General features: G+C 66.5%; 14 protein-coding genes, 1 pseudogene and 1 riboswitch. Of the genes and pseudogenes, 10 read left to right on the forward strand and 5 right to left on the reverse strand.

Annotated features, from left to right (window positions below):
* Positions 1-71: 71 nt before the first annotated feature.
* From ACK5IR_RS08975 to fabA, 3 genes are read right to left on the reverse strand one after another with little or no spacing between them, the layout of a single operon-like run.
* Positions 72-860: an enoyl-ACP reductase FabI gene (locus ACK5IR_RS08975; RefSeq protein WP_416928043.1), complete on the reverse strand. Its 789-nt coding sequence runs from the start codon at positions 858-860 to the stop codon at positions 72-74.
* A 5-nt stretch (positions 861-865) separates the two neighbouring features.
* A complete protein-coding gene (locus tag ACK5IR_RS08980) occupies positions 866-2095 on the reverse strand; it encodes a beta-ketoacyl synthase N-terminal-like domain-containing protein (RefSeq protein ID WP_416928045.1) in 1230 nt (409 codons plus the stop codon).
* 28 nt (positions 2096-2123) lie between these two features.
* Positions 2124-2636 carry a bifunctional 3-hydroxydecanoyl-ACP dehydratase/trans-2-decenoyl-ACP isomerase gene (fabA, locus tag ACK5IR_RS08985; RefSeq protein ID WP_416928047.1) on the reverse strand — a complete coding sequence of 171 codons (513 nt, stop codon included), beginning with the start codon at positions 2634-2636 and terminating at the stop codon, positions 2124-2126.
* A gap of 179 nt (positions 2637-2815) precedes the next feature.
* Between fabA and irrA the strand changes: the two genes are divergently transcribed.
* The 8 genes from irrA (at position 2816) to trmB (ending at position 11008) form a co-directional block, all read left to right on the forward strand.
* Positions 2816-3232 (forward strand): iron response transcriptional regulator IrrA, encoded by a 417-nt coding sequence (gene irrA, locus ACK5IR_RS08990; RefSeq protein WP_416928049.1) that lies wholly within the window; start codon positions 2816-2818, stop codon positions 3230-3232.
* A 162-nt stretch (positions 3233-3394) separates the two neighbouring features.
* Positions 3395-4720: a tRNA (N6-isopentenyl adenosine(37)-C2)-methylthiotransferase MiaB gene (gene miaB / locus ACK5IR_RS08995; RefSeq protein WP_416928051.1), complete on the forward strand. Its 1326-nt coding sequence runs from the start codon at positions 3395-3397 to the stop codon at positions 4718-4720.
* A 148-nt stretch (positions 4721-4868) separates the two neighbouring features.
* Positions 4869-5885, forward strand: coding sequence for a PhoH family protein (locus ACK5IR_RS09000; protein ID WP_416928054.1), 1017 nt, complete (start codon positions 4869-4871; stop codon positions 5883-5885).
* A gap of 24 nt (positions 5886-5909) precedes the next feature.
* Complete coding sequence (gene ybeY / locus ACK5IR_RS09005) at positions 5910-6410, forward strand: rRNA maturation RNase YbeY (protein WP_416928056.1); 501 nt, start codon at positions 5910-5912, stop codon at positions 6408-6410.
* Positions 6411-6446: 36 nt separating this feature from the next.
* Positions 6447-7388: a hemolysin family protein gene (locus ACK5IR_RS09010; RefSeq protein ID WP_416928058.1), complete on the forward strand. Its 942-nt coding sequence runs from the start codon at positions 6447-6449 to the stop codon at positions 7386-7388.
* A gap of 6 nt (positions 7389-7394) precedes the next feature.
* A complete protein-coding gene (gene lnt / locus ACK5IR_RS09015; RefSeq protein WP_416928060.1) occupies positions 7395-8948 on the forward strand; it encodes an apolipoprotein N-acyltransferase in 1554 nt (517 codons plus the stop codon).
* A 12-nt stretch (positions 8949-8960) separates the two neighbouring features.
* Positions 8961-9011, forward strand: a riboswitch (SAM-SAH riboswitch).
* Between the two features lie 3 nt (positions 9012-9014).
* A complete protein-coding gene (gene metK, locus ACK5IR_RS09020; RefSeq protein ID WP_416928062.1) occupies positions 9015-10184 on the forward strand; it encodes a methionine adenosyltransferase in 1170 nt (389 codons plus the stop codon).
* 110 nt (positions 10185-10294) lie between these two features.
* On the forward strand, positions 10295-11008 hold the full coding sequence (trmB, locus tag ACK5IR_RS09025; protein ID WP_416928064.1) for a tRNA (guanine(46)-N(7))-methyltransferase TrmB: 714 nt from the start codon (positions 10295-10297) through the stop codon (positions 11006-11008).
* Here trmB and ACK5IR_RS09030 read toward each other — a convergent pair whose 3' ends face one another.
* Positions 11009-11839 (reverse strand): aldo/keto reductase, encoded by an 831-nt coding sequence (locus ACK5IR_RS09030; RefSeq protein WP_416928066.1) that lies wholly within the window; start codon positions 11837-11839, stop codon positions 11009-11011. It abuts the gene before it with no gap.
* A gap of 160 nt (positions 11840-11999) precedes the next feature.
* Here ACK5IR_RS09030 and aroA point away from each other — a divergent pair, with 160 nt between their 5' ends.
* Together aroA and ACK5IR_RS09040 are read left to right on the forward strand one after the other, a co-directional pair.
* Positions 12000-13352: a 3-phosphoshikimate 1-carboxyvinyltransferase gene (gene aroA, locus ACK5IR_RS09035; RefSeq protein WP_416928068.1), complete on the forward strand. Its 1353-nt coding sequence runs from the start codon at positions 12000-12002 to the stop codon at positions 13350-13352.
* Positions 13353-13437: 85 nt separating this feature from the next.
* Entirely contained in the window at positions 13438-14064 is a 627-nt protein-coding gene (locus tag ACK5IR_RS09040; protein WP_416928070.1) for a (d)CMP kinase, read from the forward strand.
* A gap of 42 nt (positions 14065-14106) precedes the next feature.
* On the opposite strand, the pseudogene ACK5IR_RS09045 reads toward ACK5IR_RS09040, so the two are convergent.
* Positions 14107-14807, reverse strand: a pseudogene (locus ACK5IR_RS09045) (elongation factor 4); the annotation flags it as partial.

Below are 14807 nucleotides of genomic sequence, written 5' to 3' on the forward strand. Positions count from 1 at the left end.
CAGCGGCAGGACAGCGGCGGGCGGATCGCGCGAACGCGGTGCGTGTCGTGAACTTTCAGCCGCTTCGGTGGCTAGAGGTTCCCGGGCTGCGGCATGCCGAGCACGTGAAAGCCGCCATCGACGTGGATGATCTCGCCGCTGGTACAGGCGCCGGCATCGGAGGCGAGGTAGACAGCCGTTCCGCCCACGGCTTCGAGCGTTGCATTGGCGCGCAGCGGGGCGTTGGCATCGGTATGGCGATAGGTGGCGCGCGCGCCCGAAATCGCGGCGCCGGCCAGCGTTTTCATCGGGCCGGGTGAAATCGCGTTGACCCGGATCCCATCGGGACCGAGGTCGTTGGCAAGGTAGCGGACCGTCGATTCCAGTGCCGCCTTGGCCACACCCATCACGTTGTAATAGGGGGTGACGCGGTTGGAGCCCTGATAGGTGAGTGTCAGGATCGTGCCGCCATCGCTCATCAGGGGAGCGGCGCGGCGGGCGACGTCGATCAGCGAATAACACGAGATCGTCAGCGAATTGCGGAAATTCTCGCGCGTGGTATTGATGAAACGGCCGGCCAGTTCGTTCTTGTCCGAATAGGCGATGGCATGCACCAGGAAATCCAGCTTGCCCCAGCGGCCGGCGATTTCCCCGAACGCCCGGTCGAGCGAGGCATCGTCGAGCACGTCAGCATCGACCAGAAAGTCGGAGCCCAGCGATTCGGCCAGCGGGGTCACGCGCCGGCCGAAAGCCTCGCCCTGATAGGTGAAGGCCAGTTCCGCCCCCTCCGCCGCCAGCGCCCTGGCAATGCCCCAGGCGATGGAGCGGTCGTTGGCGACACCCATGACAAGGCCGCGCTTGCCGTTCATCAGTTCAGCCATCTGCCCTATCCGTCGAATTTCGAAAGAAGCATGGACCCGTTGGTCCCGCCAAAGCCGAAGCTGTTGGTCATCACCGTATCGAGACCGGCATCGTAAACCGTTTCGGTGGCGATCTCCTCCGGCCGGATGCCGGGGTCGAGTTCGGCGATGTTGATCGAGGGCGCGATGAAATCGTCCCTCAGCATCAGCAGGCAGAATGCCGCTTCCAGCGCGCCGGCCGCCCCCTGCGCATGGCCGGTCATGGATTTGGTCGACGAGACCGGCGGGGTCGCCCCCTCGCCAAAGACACGGCGCACGGCCTCGATCTCACCCACGTCGCCGACCGGTGTCGAGGTGCCGTGGGCGTTGATGTAGCTGACGCTGCGACCTTCGGGCAGGGTCTGCACCGCGAGCCGCATGGCGCGTTCGCCGCCTTCGCCCGAAGGGGCGACCATGTCGTGCCCGTCCGATGTCGCGGCGAAGCCGGTGACCTCGGCATGGATCCTCGCGCCGCGCGCAACGGCATGCTCCAGTTCTTCAAGCACCAGTATAGCGCCGCCTCCGCCGATCACGAAACCGTCGCGGTTGGCATCGAAGGCGCGCGAGGCGGTCCGCGGCGTGTCGTTGTATTTCGACGACATGGCGCCCATCGCGTCGAACAGGCAGGATAGCGTCCAGTCGAGTTCCTCGCCGCCGCCGGCGAACATGATGTCCTGCTTGCCCATCATGATCTGTTCGGCCGCATTGCCGATGCAATGCAGCGAGGTCGAGCAGGCCGAGGTAATGGAATAGTTGATGCCCTTGATCCTGTAGGCCGTCGCAAGGTTGGCCGAAATGGTCGAGGACATGCACTTGGGAACGGCGAAGGGCCCGATCCGCTTGGTCGCACCGGTCTTCAGCACCGTCTGGTGAGCGGCGAACATGGCCGAGGTGGACGGTCCGCCCGAACCGGCAACCAGCCCGGTGCGCACGTTCACCACGTCGCCCTCATCCAGCCCGGCATCGGCGATCGCCTGCCCCATGGCGATATGGGCATAGGCCGCGCCGGGGCCCATGAAGCGCAGCGTGCGCTTGTCCACGTGTTCGGCGGGGTCGATGCGAAGCTGCCCCGAAACCTGCGACCGGAAGCCGTGCTCGGCCATCGACTCGTCGAAGGCTATGCCCGACGCACCCGCCTTCAGCGCGGCGGCGACCTCATCGGCGGAATTCCCGATCGGGGACACGATGCCCAGACCGGTGACAACGACGCGACGCATTTCTCGACCTCCTCGGAACCGTTTTGCTTCAGGACGCGGCTTCAGCCAGACCGACCTTGAGGCCGGTCACGTTGTAGATCTCCACCCCGTCAGCATAGACCTTGCCGTTCGCCACGCCCAGCTTCAGCTTGCGGTCGATGATGCGGGTGAAGTCAATCCGGTAGGAGACGAGCCGGTTGGCCGGCCGCACCATGCCCGAAAACTTGACCTCTGCCGCGCCGAGCGCGAACCCCTGCCCCTTCATGCCGCGCCAGCCGAGGTTGAAGCCGGTAAGCTGCCACAGCCCGTCGAGCCCGAGACAGCCCGGCATAACCGGGTTGCCCGGAAAATGGCATTCGAAGAACCACAGGTCGGGCGTGATGTCGAACTCCGCCTCGATATGGCCCTTGCCGAACTCGCCGCCGTCCTCGGAAATGTCGGTGATGCGGTCGGCCATGAGCATCGGCGGCAGGGGAAGCTGGGCATTCCCCTGACCGAACATCTCGCCACGGGCGCACCGCAACAGGTCTTCCTTGTCGAAACGTGTCGGTCTTTCGGCCATGCCCTGCATCCTCCCGGCGGCGATACCCTGATGCCGGGCTCTCTAGCACCGCGTCCGACGCGCGCGCAAGGGCAGCCCACACGACAGCGGAATATGTACCTGTGACCTGTTTTCAATTGAAATTCCTGACCGAATGCGCATATTCGGCGGATCAGGCCGGTTTGGTGGAAAGTAGCACGATGACCCCGAAGGAACGGAAACGCGGCGCGGATTGGCTGGAGCGTGGCGGGCTGCGTCCGACGCGGCAGCGGCTGGCACTCGCTACCCTTCTGGTGGGCGATGGCAACAATCGCCACGTCACGGCCGAAAAGCTCTTCGAGGCATCCGGCGATACCGGCGAGCGTGTTTCGCTCGCCACGGTCTACAACACGCTCAAGGCGTTTTGCGAGGCCGGCCTGATGCGGGAAATCCTGGTCGATGGCACCAAGAGCTATTTCGACACCCGTGTCGACGATCACCCGCATTTCTTCTGGGAAGAGTCCCACCGCCTGACCGACGCCCCGGCCGAACAACTCGAGATCGCCCGCCTGCCCGACGCGCCCGAAGGGGCCGAGATCAGCAAGGTCGACGTGGTGATACGCCTGCGGCGGAACTGAAATCGGCCGGCACACAGGCAGGCTGCCACACGCAGACACCCGCCGGACAGGCGAGAGCGCACCACCCCGGCATGACCGACCCGACCCCGACATTGCGTCGCGGGTCCCGCTGCGGTAAGGGGCGCTTTCAGCGATCAGGAGACGCGATCAGGAGACCGGGCCGTGGGCGAGACGCCGAAAAAGCTCTATATCAGGACCTATGGCTGTCAGATGAACGTCTACGACAGCGAACGCATGGCCGAGGCCATGGGCGCGGCGGGCTACGAGCAGGTGGACACCCCCGAGGCCGCCGACATGATCCTGCTGAACACCTGCCATATCCGCGAGAAAGCCGCCGAAAAAGTCTATTCGGAGCTTGGCCGGCTGAAACCCCTCAAGGCCGCCAACCCGGACCTGAAGATAGGGGTGGCAGGCTGCGTCGCCCAGGCCGAGGGGGCGGAGATCCTGCGCCGCCAGCCGCTGGTCGATCTGGTGGTCGGGCCGCAAAGCTACCATCGGCTGCCCGAGATGGAGGCCCGCACGCGGGCCGGCGAAAAGGCGCTCGACACCGATTTTCCCGAAGAACTGAAATTCGACCACCTGCCGGACCGTCCGAAACCGAAACGCGGGCCGAGCGCCTTTCTGACGGTACAGGAAGGCTGCGACAAGTTCTGCGCCTTCTGCGTGGTGCCCTATACGCGCGGCGCCGAGATCAGCCGCCCGGTCGCACGCATCCTGCGCGAAGCCGAGGGCCTGGTGGCGCAGGGCGTGCGCGAGATCACCCTGCTGGGCCAGAACGTCAACGCCTATCATGGCGAGGAGGGCGGCGCGGCCTGGGGACTGGCACGGCTGATCCGGCGGCTGGCCGGGATCGACGGGCTCGACCGCATCCGCTTCACCACCAGCCACCCGAACGACATGGACGACGATCTGATCGCCGCCCATGGCGATTGCGCCAAGCTGATGCCCTATCTGCACCTGCCGGTGCAGTCCGGTTCCGACCGCATCCTGAAGCGGATGAACCGCGGCCATTCAGCCGAAGACTATATTCGCCTGGTCGAGCGCATCCGCGCCGCGCGGCCCGATATCCTGATGTCGGGCGATTTCATCGTCGCCTTCCCCGAGGAAACCGAAGCGGATTTCCAGGCCACGCTCGATCTGGTCGCGGCGGTGAACTACGGGCAGTGTTTCTCGTTCAAATACTCCGCCCGCCCCGGCACCCCGGCGGCCGAACGCCCGCTGGTCGATCCGGACGAGGCCGACGACCGCCTGCAACGGCTCCAGACATTGCTGACCCGCCAGCAGAAGGCGGTACAGGATGCGATGGTGGGCCGCGAGGTAGGCGTTCTGTTCGAGAAGCCGGGCCGTCTGCCCGGCCAGATGGCCGGAAAATCCGACCACCTGCACGCGGTGCATGTCATGGCCGATCTTCCGGTCGGGACGCTGGCGCGCGTGCGTATCACCGAAAGCGGGCCGAATTCGCTGTCGGGCACGTTGCCGGGCGATTGACCGCCCGCCCCGGGGCGCCGCGCGATCGAGCGTATTGTTGCACAACATTTTGTGTCACTTCCGTGAATTCTCACCAAAGCCGCTTGCCAGATACCCCTTTCGGGATGCAGCATGACATCAGGCACAACAGAAATCGCGGAGCCGCCACTTGGGAATCAGTGCCCTGACCGACCCAACCCTTGCCGACGAGATCGGCGAAACGCAGCTGGAGTTTCCCGACAACAGGCTGCTGATTGAGCTTTGCGGAGAGTACGACCGGAACCTCAGCCAACTGGAGCATCAGCTTGGCGTGCAGATCATCCGGCGCGGCAACCGGCTGGCGGTGATCGGCGACGGAGATTCGCGCGAGCGCGCCGCCGCGATCCTGCGCGCGCTCTACACGCGGCTCGAAGCGGGGCGTTCGCTGGAACCCGGCGACATCGACGGAGCGATCCGCCTGGGTGCGACGGACGACGATATCTCGCCGCGCCCCGGCGACCAACTCGAGATGTTTCAGGGCGGCCGGATCGAGATCAAGACCCGCAAGAAGATCGTCGAGCCCCGCACCGAGGCGCAGAAGGCCTATGTCCGCAGTCTGATGACCAACGAACTGGCCTTCGGCATTGGCCCGGCGGGCACCGGCAAGACCTATCTTGCGGTTGCCGTCGCGGTGAACCTGTTCATCGGTGGCCATGTGGACCGGATCATCCTCTGCCGGCCGGCCGTCGAGGCGGGCGAGCGGTTGGGCTTCCTGCCCGGCACGCAGGAAGAGAAGATCGACCCCTACATGCAGCCGCTCTATGACGCACTGAACGATTTCCTCCCTTCAAAACAGGTTACCAAGCTCAAGGAAGAGAAGCGGATCGAAATCGCGCCGCTCGCCTTCATGCGTGGCCGGACCCTCGCCAATGCGGCCGTGGTGCTGGACGAGGCACAGAACGCAACCACGATGCAGATGAAGATGTTCCTGACCCGTCTGGGCGAAGGCAGCCGCATGGTCGTTACCGGGGACCGCTCGCAGGTGGACCTGCCGCGCGGCGTGACATCGGGGCTGATCGATGCCGAACGCCTGCTGAAAGGGGTTGGCGGAATTTCCTTCAACTACTTCACCTCGAAGGACGTTGTGCGCCATCCGCTTGTGGCGAGGATCATCGAAGCCTATGACGCGGACGCACCCCTTGCCTGAGAAGCGACGCGCTGGCCCGACCGGATGAACGCAACCGTGGAAATCGCGATCGAAACGCCGGAATGGCGGTCGGCCGGCATCGCGGAACTTGCCGAACGCGCGGCATCGGCGGTTTTTTGCCATCTGAACCTGCCCGACCGGCCCGGGGTTTCGCTTCTCGCGACCGACGACGCGCGGATAGCGATCCTGAATGCCGGTTTCCGGGGCCGGAACGCGGCAACCAATGTGCTTTCCTGGCCCGCCGAAGACCTGTCGGCGGAAGAGCCCGGCGGCCGGCCGGCGCTGCCACAGGCGGATTTTCCCGGCGAGCCGCCGTTTCTGGGCGATATTGCGCTTGCATGGGAAACCTGCCTGCGCGAAGCGGAGACGGCGGGAAAGCCGTTTGGCGATCATGTGGTTCATCTGATCGTTCACGGATTGTTGCATTTGCTGGGGTATGACCACGAGCGCGACGAGGATGCCGCACTGATGGAAGGCATCGAGATCGAAGTACTTGGCAAACTCGGCCTTCCGGACCCATATTAGGACGAGCCGGAGGTCCGGCGATTTTGGAAAGGGACAATGGACGACACTTCCGAGGGCTCCTCTAGCGCAGCGCAAGGCGCGCAAGAGTCCGACAGTACCCAGGGCCAGGGGTTTTTTGGCCGGCTTGCCGCGGTCTTTACCGGCGACAGCGGCGAAGGCGATGCATCCGGACAATCCGCGGGCGCCCCGGCGGGGGCGGCGGGGAAAGCCGCCGGAAACCACGTCGCCGGCATGGCAAACCTGCGCCAGATGCGGGTGGCGGACGTCGCCATTCCCCGGGTCGAGATCGTTTCGGTTCCCGTCGACATCAGCCTCGAGGCGCTGATCGAGGTGTTCCGCGACAGCGGCAACACCCGCCTGCCGGTCTATGACGGCACCATCGACACGCCGCTCGGGCTTGTCCACATGAAGGACGTGGCGCTCCGCTTCGGCTTCAACGGCCACGGGCATGAGGCGTTCGCGCTGCGCGACATGCTGCGCCCGCTGATCTATGCACCGCCCTCGATGCCGATCGGCGTGTTGCTGCAGAAGATGCAGACCGACCGCCGCCATATGGCACTGGTCATCGACGAATACGGCGGGGTCGACGGGCTGGTGACCATCGAGGATCTGATCGAACAGGTGATCGGCGAGATCGAGGACGAGCACGACGTCGACGAAGAGGCCTATTGGGTCAAGGAGAAGCCCGGCTGTTACCTCGCGCTGTCACGGGCGCCACTTGATGAGTTCGAGCACGAGATCGGTTTCAAGCTCGCCGATGCCGGGGACGAGGAAGAGATCGACACCCTGGGCGGGCTGGTCTTCATGGAGACGGGACGGGTTCCGGCACGGGGCGAGGTGATCCCCCACCCCTCGGGCGTGCAGTTCGAGGTGGTCGATGCCGATCCCCGCCGTATCAAGCGCCTGCGCGTTCGTCTGCCGGGCGTTGCCGGGGCCGCAAGCGGTCCGGCCGCCCAGGCGCTGCCGGCGGCAGAGTAGACACGCGTGGCGGCAGAACGGCTGAAGCTCGCGATCTCGGGCCGCGCGGGTCTCGTCGCCGCCTTTCCGCTCGGTGCGGCAACGGCTGCGGGCCAACCGCCGCTGGGCTGGACATGGTTTGCCGTCGCGGCGCTGGCCGCAGGCATGGCGCTGTTCACGCTTCCCGATCGCTGGCCGGGTGCCGCCTGGCGCGGCTGGGCCTTTGGAACCGGGTATTTCGCGGCGGCACTGTTCTGGATCGTCGAGCCGTTTCTGGTGGATATCGCGCGCCATGGCTGGATGGCACCCTTCGCGCTGTTTCTGATGTCGGGCGGGCTGGCGCTGTTCTGGGCGCTGGCATTCGGGCTGGCCGCGCGGTTCGGCACCGGCCGGCGGCGCCGGGCGGCATGGCTGGTCGTCACGCTGACAGCGGTGGAAATGCTCCGCTCGGTGATCTTCACCGGGTTCCCGTGGGCGCTGATCGGGCATATCTGGATCGGGGCACCGCAGATGCAGATTGCCGCCATCGCGGGTGCGCCGGGGCTGACGCTGATCACACTCGCCGGCGCTGCCCTGCCGGCGCTTGCCGGGGCTCGGCGCGCATTACCCGGCACGATCTGTGCACTGGCCCTGCTTTCCCTTGCCGGCGGATATGGCAAGCTCCGCGTTCCGACGGCTCCGGCACCAACGCGCGAGCCGCCCGTCACCGTCCGGCTGGTGCAGCCCAACGCGGCGCAGCATCTGAAATGGGATCCGGACATGATGCCGGTCTTTTTCCGGCGCGGACTGGATCTGACCGCGGCTCCGCCGGCTGGCGCGGCGCGGCCTGACGTGGTGATCTGGCCGGAAACCGCGCTTCCCGAACCGCTGCAATTTGCCGGCCCCGCATTCCGGCAGATTGCCGGCGCGGCACAGGGCGCATTGACGGTGCTCGGGGTCCAGCGGGTGGACGACCGGGACCGGTGGTTCAATTCGCTTGTCGTTCTTGCGCCGGACGGAACGGTTGGCGCGCTCTATGACAAATATCATCTCGTGCCCTTCGGCGAATACATGCCGCTGCTCGAGGTGTTCGCCCGCTGGGGCATTTCCGGTCTTGCCGCAAACGGAACCGGCGGTTATTCGCGCGGCCCCGGCCCGCAGCTGATCGGCCTCGGGCCGGCCGGCAGGGCGCTGCCGCTGATCTGCTACGAGGCGATCTTTCCCAACGATATCGCACGGGCGCCGGCACGGGCCGACTGGCTGCTCCAGATCACCAACGACGCCTGGTTCGGCCGGCTTTCCGGCCCCTACCAGCATCTTGCGCTGGCCCGGCTGCGGGCGGTCGAACAGGGCCTGCCGCTGATGCGCGCCGCCAATACCGGCATTTCGGCTGGCTTCGATCCCTACGGGCGCGAGCTTGAGCGCCTGCCGCTCGGCACGGCGGGGTTCGTCGATGTGCCGCTTGCCGCACCGCTTGCCCCGACGCCCTATTCGCGGTTCGGCGACTGGCCCGTCCTGCTGATCCTTGCGCTTGTGGCGGGGCTGCTTTCCGCCGTGTCGCGCCGGCGCATTCCGCTTGACCGCGCGAGCAAGCGGGCATAGCTCAGGTTTCTGAAAATGCCACAACGGCTTCCTGGCGTGGCGCCTTTCCGGACCAATGGAGCAATCATGTCCCGACAGAATTATGTTTTTACCTCCGAATCCGTTTCGGAAGGACACCCCGACAAGGTTTGTGACCGGATCTCGGACGCGGTTCTCGACGCGTTTCTGGCCGAGGAGGCAAGCGCGCGCGTCGCCTGCGAGACCTTTGCCACCTCGGGCATGGTCGTGATCGGCGGCGAGGTCGGCCTGTCCGACGAGGACCGGCTGAAGAACTACATGGGCCGGATCGGCGAGATCGCCCGCGACTGCATCCGCGACATCGGCTACGAGCAGGAGCAGTTCCACTGGAACACCTGCCGGGTGCTCAACTTCCTGCACGAGCAATCGGCCCATATCGCGCAGGGCGTGGACCGCGACGGAGCGGGCGATCAGGGAATCATGTTCGGCTATGCGGTGGACGAGACGCCCGAACTGATGCCGGCGCCGATCCAGTATGCGCATGCGATCCTGCGCCGCCTGGCCGAGGCGCGCAAGACGGGTGCCGAGCCGAGCCTGCGCCCCGATGCCAAGTCCCAACTCTCGATCCGCTACGAGGGCGGCAAGCCGGTGGAGGTGACCTCCATCGTCCTCTCCACCCAGCATGCCGACGAGAGCCAGACCTCGGACGATATCCGCGCCATCGTCGAGCCCTATATCCGCGAGGTTCTTCCCGCCGGCTGGCTGACCGAGAAGACCGAGTGGTGGGTCAATCCGACGGGTACCTTCGTCATCGGCGGCCCCGACGGCGATGCCGGCCTGACGGGACGCAAGATCATCGTCGACACCTATGGCGGGGCCGCGCCCCATGGCGGGGGGGCCTTCTCCGGCAAGGACCCGACCAAGGTGGACCGTTCCGCGGCCTATGCCGCGCGCTATCTGGCCAAGAACATCGTCGCCGCCGGCATGGCCAGACGCTGCTCGCTTCAGCTCAGCTATGCGATCGGCGTGGCAAAACCCCTGTCGGTCTATGTCGACACCTACGGAACCGGTATCGTCGACGAGACCGTGATCGAGCGGGCGGTGCACAGGGTGATGGACCTGACCCCGCGCGGCATCCGCACCCATCTCGACCTCAACAGGCCGATCTACCAGCGCACGGCAGCCTATGGCCATTTCGGGCGGGCACCGGAAGAGGATGGCGGGTTCAGCTGGGAGCGCGTCGATCTGGTGGAAGACCTCGGGCGCGCCGTCGGCTGAGGCGGGGCTCCCGCCCGTCTTCGACCCTTTCGGGTCTCATCCCGTTGGGCCGGGCCGCGCGCTGACGCGCGCGGCTTGACGCCGCTGCGGCCATTTGCGAAACGGCGCCGATGTCGGACAAACATGCCCCCACCGGCGCCCCCTGGCGCAATTTCTATGGCCGCCGGCATGGCAAGACGCTGCGGCCGAGCCAGCAGGGGTATCTGGCAGAGGACCTTGTGCAACTGGCGCCGGGCGCCGTCGGCTGGGAGGTCAATCCCGGCCGGGTTCCGCTGGACACCGAAGCGCTGTTCGGCGGACGCGATCTGTGGCTGGAGATCGGGTTCGGTGGCGGCGAGCACATGCTGCACCAGGCGGCGCACAATCCGGGGATCGGCATCATCGGATGCGAGCCCTTCATCAACGGCGTCGCCATGCTGCTGGGAAAGATCCGCGCAGCCGGTGCGGAGAACATCCGCGTGCATCCGGGCGATGCGCGCGATCTGTTCGACGTGCTGCCCGACGCCTCGGTCGGCCGGGCCTTCCTGCTCTATCCCGACCCGTGGCCAAAGAAGAGGCATCACCGGCGGCGCTTCGTCACACCCGAACATCTGGCGCCGCTGGCGCGGGTGATGCGGCCGGGCGCTCAGTTGCGGATCGCCACCGACATTGCCGATTACGTGCGTCAGACGCTGGAGCAGGTTCCGCGCCACGGCTTCATCTGGACGGCGGAGCGCGCCGGCGACTGGCGCACCCCGTGGGGTGACTGGAGCCCGACCCGGTACGAGCGGAAGGCCCTGCGCGAGGGCCGGGTGCCGTATTACCTGACCTTCCTGCGGGGCTGATCAGACCAGCCGGAATACCGACGGATCGGGGCCGGTGCGCAGGCCGGTATCCAGCGTCGCGATGGCGCTCATTTCGTCGTCGGACAGATCGAAGTCGAATATGTCGAGGTTCTGCGCCTGCCGGGACGGGTTGACCGAACGCGGGATGACCGCGTTGCCAAGCTGGATCTGCCAGCGGAGAATGACCTGCGCCGGCGTTTTCCCGCACCGCTCGGCCGCCGCCACGATCGGCGCCGCCGCGAACGAGCGGCCGTTGCCCAGCGGGGTCCACGCCTGGGTGAGGATACCGCGTTCGGCATTCGCGGCACGCAGTTCGGGCTGTTGCAGTCCGGGGTTGATCTCGATCTGGTTCAGCGCCGGTGCCACGCCGGTCTCGGCGATGATCCGGTCCAGATGATCGGCGTTGAAGTTCGACACGCCGACCGAGCGGACGAGCCCGGCATCGCGCGCCTCGATCAGCGCCTGCCAGGTATCGACATAGAGATCGCGGCTGGGAACCGGCCAGTGGATCAGGATCAGGTCGAGCCGATCCGTGCCGATGGCTTCCAGACTGCGTTCGACTGCCGCGCGCGCCCTGTCGCGACCGTGATCGGCGTTCCACACCTTGGTGGTAATGAAGACCTCGTCGCGCGCCAGTCCGGACTGGCGCAGCGCTTCGCCGATCGAGGCCTCGTTGCGGTAGGCAAAGGCGCCGTCGATCATCCGGTAGCCGACATCGAGGGCGCTGCGCAGAACCTCGGTGGCGGAATCGGCGGGCACCTGCCACAGGCCGAAGCCAAGCTGCGGCATCCGTTTTCCATCGTTCAGGGTGAGCAGGGGAATATCGGTCATGTCTGATCCTCGTGAAGGGGCTCTCCGCGCCACAAGGAGCTATCCCAGCACGGGCAGCGATGCACAAGGGGGAACGGTCCGCACGATGTTGTCGTTGCGAATACTGGACGCATCCGCCGTGCTGCGGTAACCGGCGGACGAGCAGGAAAAGGACCCGGCCATGGCCTCGCACGGACCCGCACAGAAGATGACCGCCCGCCCTTCGGGGCCGCTGAAAGGCGTGGCCGAGGTGCCGGGCGACAAGTCGATCTCGCACCGCGCGCTGATTCTCGGCGCGCTGGCGGTGGGAGAGACGCGGATCAGCGGCCTGCTCGAAGGCCAGGACGTGCTGGATACCGCCCGGGCGATGGCCGCGTTCGGTGCCGGGGTCGTCCGTCACGGCATGGGCAGATGGTCGGTTCACGGCGTCGGTGTCGGCGGCTTCGCCGAACCCGAGGACGTGATCGACTGCGGCAATTCGGGCACCGGCGTACGGCTGATCATGGGCGCCATGGCGACCTCTCCCATCACCGCCACCTTTACCGGCGATGCCAGCCTGCGATCGCGTCCGATGGGGCGGGTAACCGACCCGCTGGCCCTGTTCGGTGCGCGGGCGGTGGGGCGCGACGGCGGAAGGTTGCCGATGACCATCGTCGGCGCGGCCGAACCGGTGCCGGTCGACTACACCACGCCGATGGCCTCGGCCCAGGTGAAATCGGCGGTGCTGCTGGCCGGGCTCGGCGCACCGGGGCAGACGGTGGTGACCGAACATTCGCCGACGCGCGACCACACCGAACGCATGCTGCGCGGCTTCGGAGCCGAGGTTGCGACCGAATCGACCGGCAAGGGCTTCCGCATCGCTGTGACTGGCCATCCCGAACTGCAACCCCAGACCATCGCGGTGCCGCGCGATCCGTCTTCGGCCACCTTTCCGGTCTGCGCGGCGCTGATCGTGCCGGGATCGGACGTTCTGGTGGCCAATATCGGGATGTCCCCGACCCGCGCCGGCCTGTTCACCACGTTGCGGGAAATGGGCGCCGATCTGACCTTCGAAAACCCGCGCGAGGAAGGCGGAGAGCCGGTGGCCGATCTGCGCGCCCGCTACTCGCCCGACATGAAGGGGGTCGAGGTGCCGCCGGTCCGCGCCCCCTCGATGATCGACGAATATCCGATCCTGTCGGTCGTGGCGGCCTTTGCCGAGGGGGCCACCCTCATGGCGGGCGTACACGAGTTGCGCGTCAAGGAAAGCGACCGGATCGACGCCATGGCCGAGGGGCTCCGCGCCTGCGGGGTCGCCGTGGACGAGACCGAGGACAGTTTCACCGTGCACGGGCGTGGCCCCGGCGGCGTGCCGGGTGGCACGACCTGTGCGGCGCGTCTCGACCACCGGATCGCGATGTCGTTCCTGATCTGCGGGCTTGCGGCGCGGGCGCCGGTATCGGTCGACGATGCCGGGCCCATCGCAACCTCGTTCCCTGCGTTCGAGCCGCTGATGCGCGACCTTGGCGCGGAGTTGATCGCCGGGGATCGCTGACGACCGCAGCGGAGCGGCTTCAATTCGCGCCGGCGCTGCGGTAAGAAACCCGTGACATGACACGACATTCCAGGCGGGGCGAGCGATGAGCCTGACAGTTGCAATCGACGGGCCGGCCGCAGCGGGAAAAGGCACGGTTGCCCGCGCCGTTGCGGCGCATTTCGGCTTTGCGCACCTCGACACCGGACTTCTCTATCGCGCGGTAGGGCGCAGGGCGCTCGATCACATGGAGCCGGTCGAGGCTGCCGCATCGCTCAGGCCGTCGGATTTTTCTGACATCGAGGCCCTGCGCGCGCCCGAGGTCTCGCAGGCGGCCAGTCGCGTCGCGGCGATGCCCGAGGTGCGTGCCGCGCTGGTCGATTTCCAGCGCGCCTTTGCCCGCAGGCAGGGTGGCGCGGTGCTTGACGGGCGCGATATCGGCACGGTGATCTGCCCGGAAGCTGAGGTGAAGCTTTTCGTCACCGCCTCTGACGAGGTGCGGGCCAACCGGCGCTACCGCGAACTCGCCGGCACCGGCCACGAGGTGACGCTGGCCGGGGTCGCCGCCGACCTGGCCGAGCGCGACCGCCGCGACGCCGCTCGCGCCACCGCGCCCCTGACCGCGGCAAAGGACGCGGTGCTGATCGACACCAGCAGGATGAGTATCGAAACCGCCGTGCAGACGGCGATCGACGCGGTGGCCGCCGTCCACAACGCGCGCACGCGCGGCTGAGCGGCGCGGCGCCCGAAGCGCCGGTCCGGCATCAGCGGGAGGTCACGAATCCATCTTCAGCGCGTTGATGAACGCTTCCTGCGGGATATCGACCTTGCCGAACTGGCGCATGCGCTTCTTGCCCGCCTTCTGCTTTTCAAGCAGCTTCTTCTTGCGCGTGGCATCCCCGCCGTAGCATTTGGCGGTCACGTCCTTGCGCATTGCCGAAAGCGTTTCGCGGGCGATGACCCGGCCGCCGATGGCGGCCTGGATCGGGATCTTGAACATGTGGCGCGGGATCAGCTCTTTCAGCTTTTCGCACATCGCACGGCCGCGCATTTCGGCCCGGTCGCGGTGGACCATCATCGAAAGCGCATCGACCGGCTCGTCGTTGACCAGGATTTGCATCTTGACCAGATTGTCGGTCCGGTAGCCCGCAAGCTGATAGTCGAAGCTGGCATATCCCTTGGTGACCGATTTGAGCCGGTCGTGGAAATCGAACACCACCTCGTTCAGCGGCAGATCATAGACCACCATGGCACGGCTGCCGGCATAGGTCAGATCCTTCTGGATGCCGCGCCGGTCCTGGCAGAGCTTGAGCACGTCGCCGAGGTATTCGTCGGGCACCATGATGGTGGCGGTGATGCGCGGCTCCTCGATATGATCGACGGTCGCCGGGTCGGGCATGTCGGCGGGATTGTGCAACTCGATCTCGGTTCCGTCGCGCAGGTGGACCTTGTAGATCACCGACGGCGCGGTGGTGA

This window comes from Tropicimonas sp. (assembly GCF_047971885.1).
Taxonomy (GTDB): Bacteria; Pseudomonadota; Alphaproteobacteria; order Rhodobacterales; family Rhodobacteraceae; genus Tropicimonas.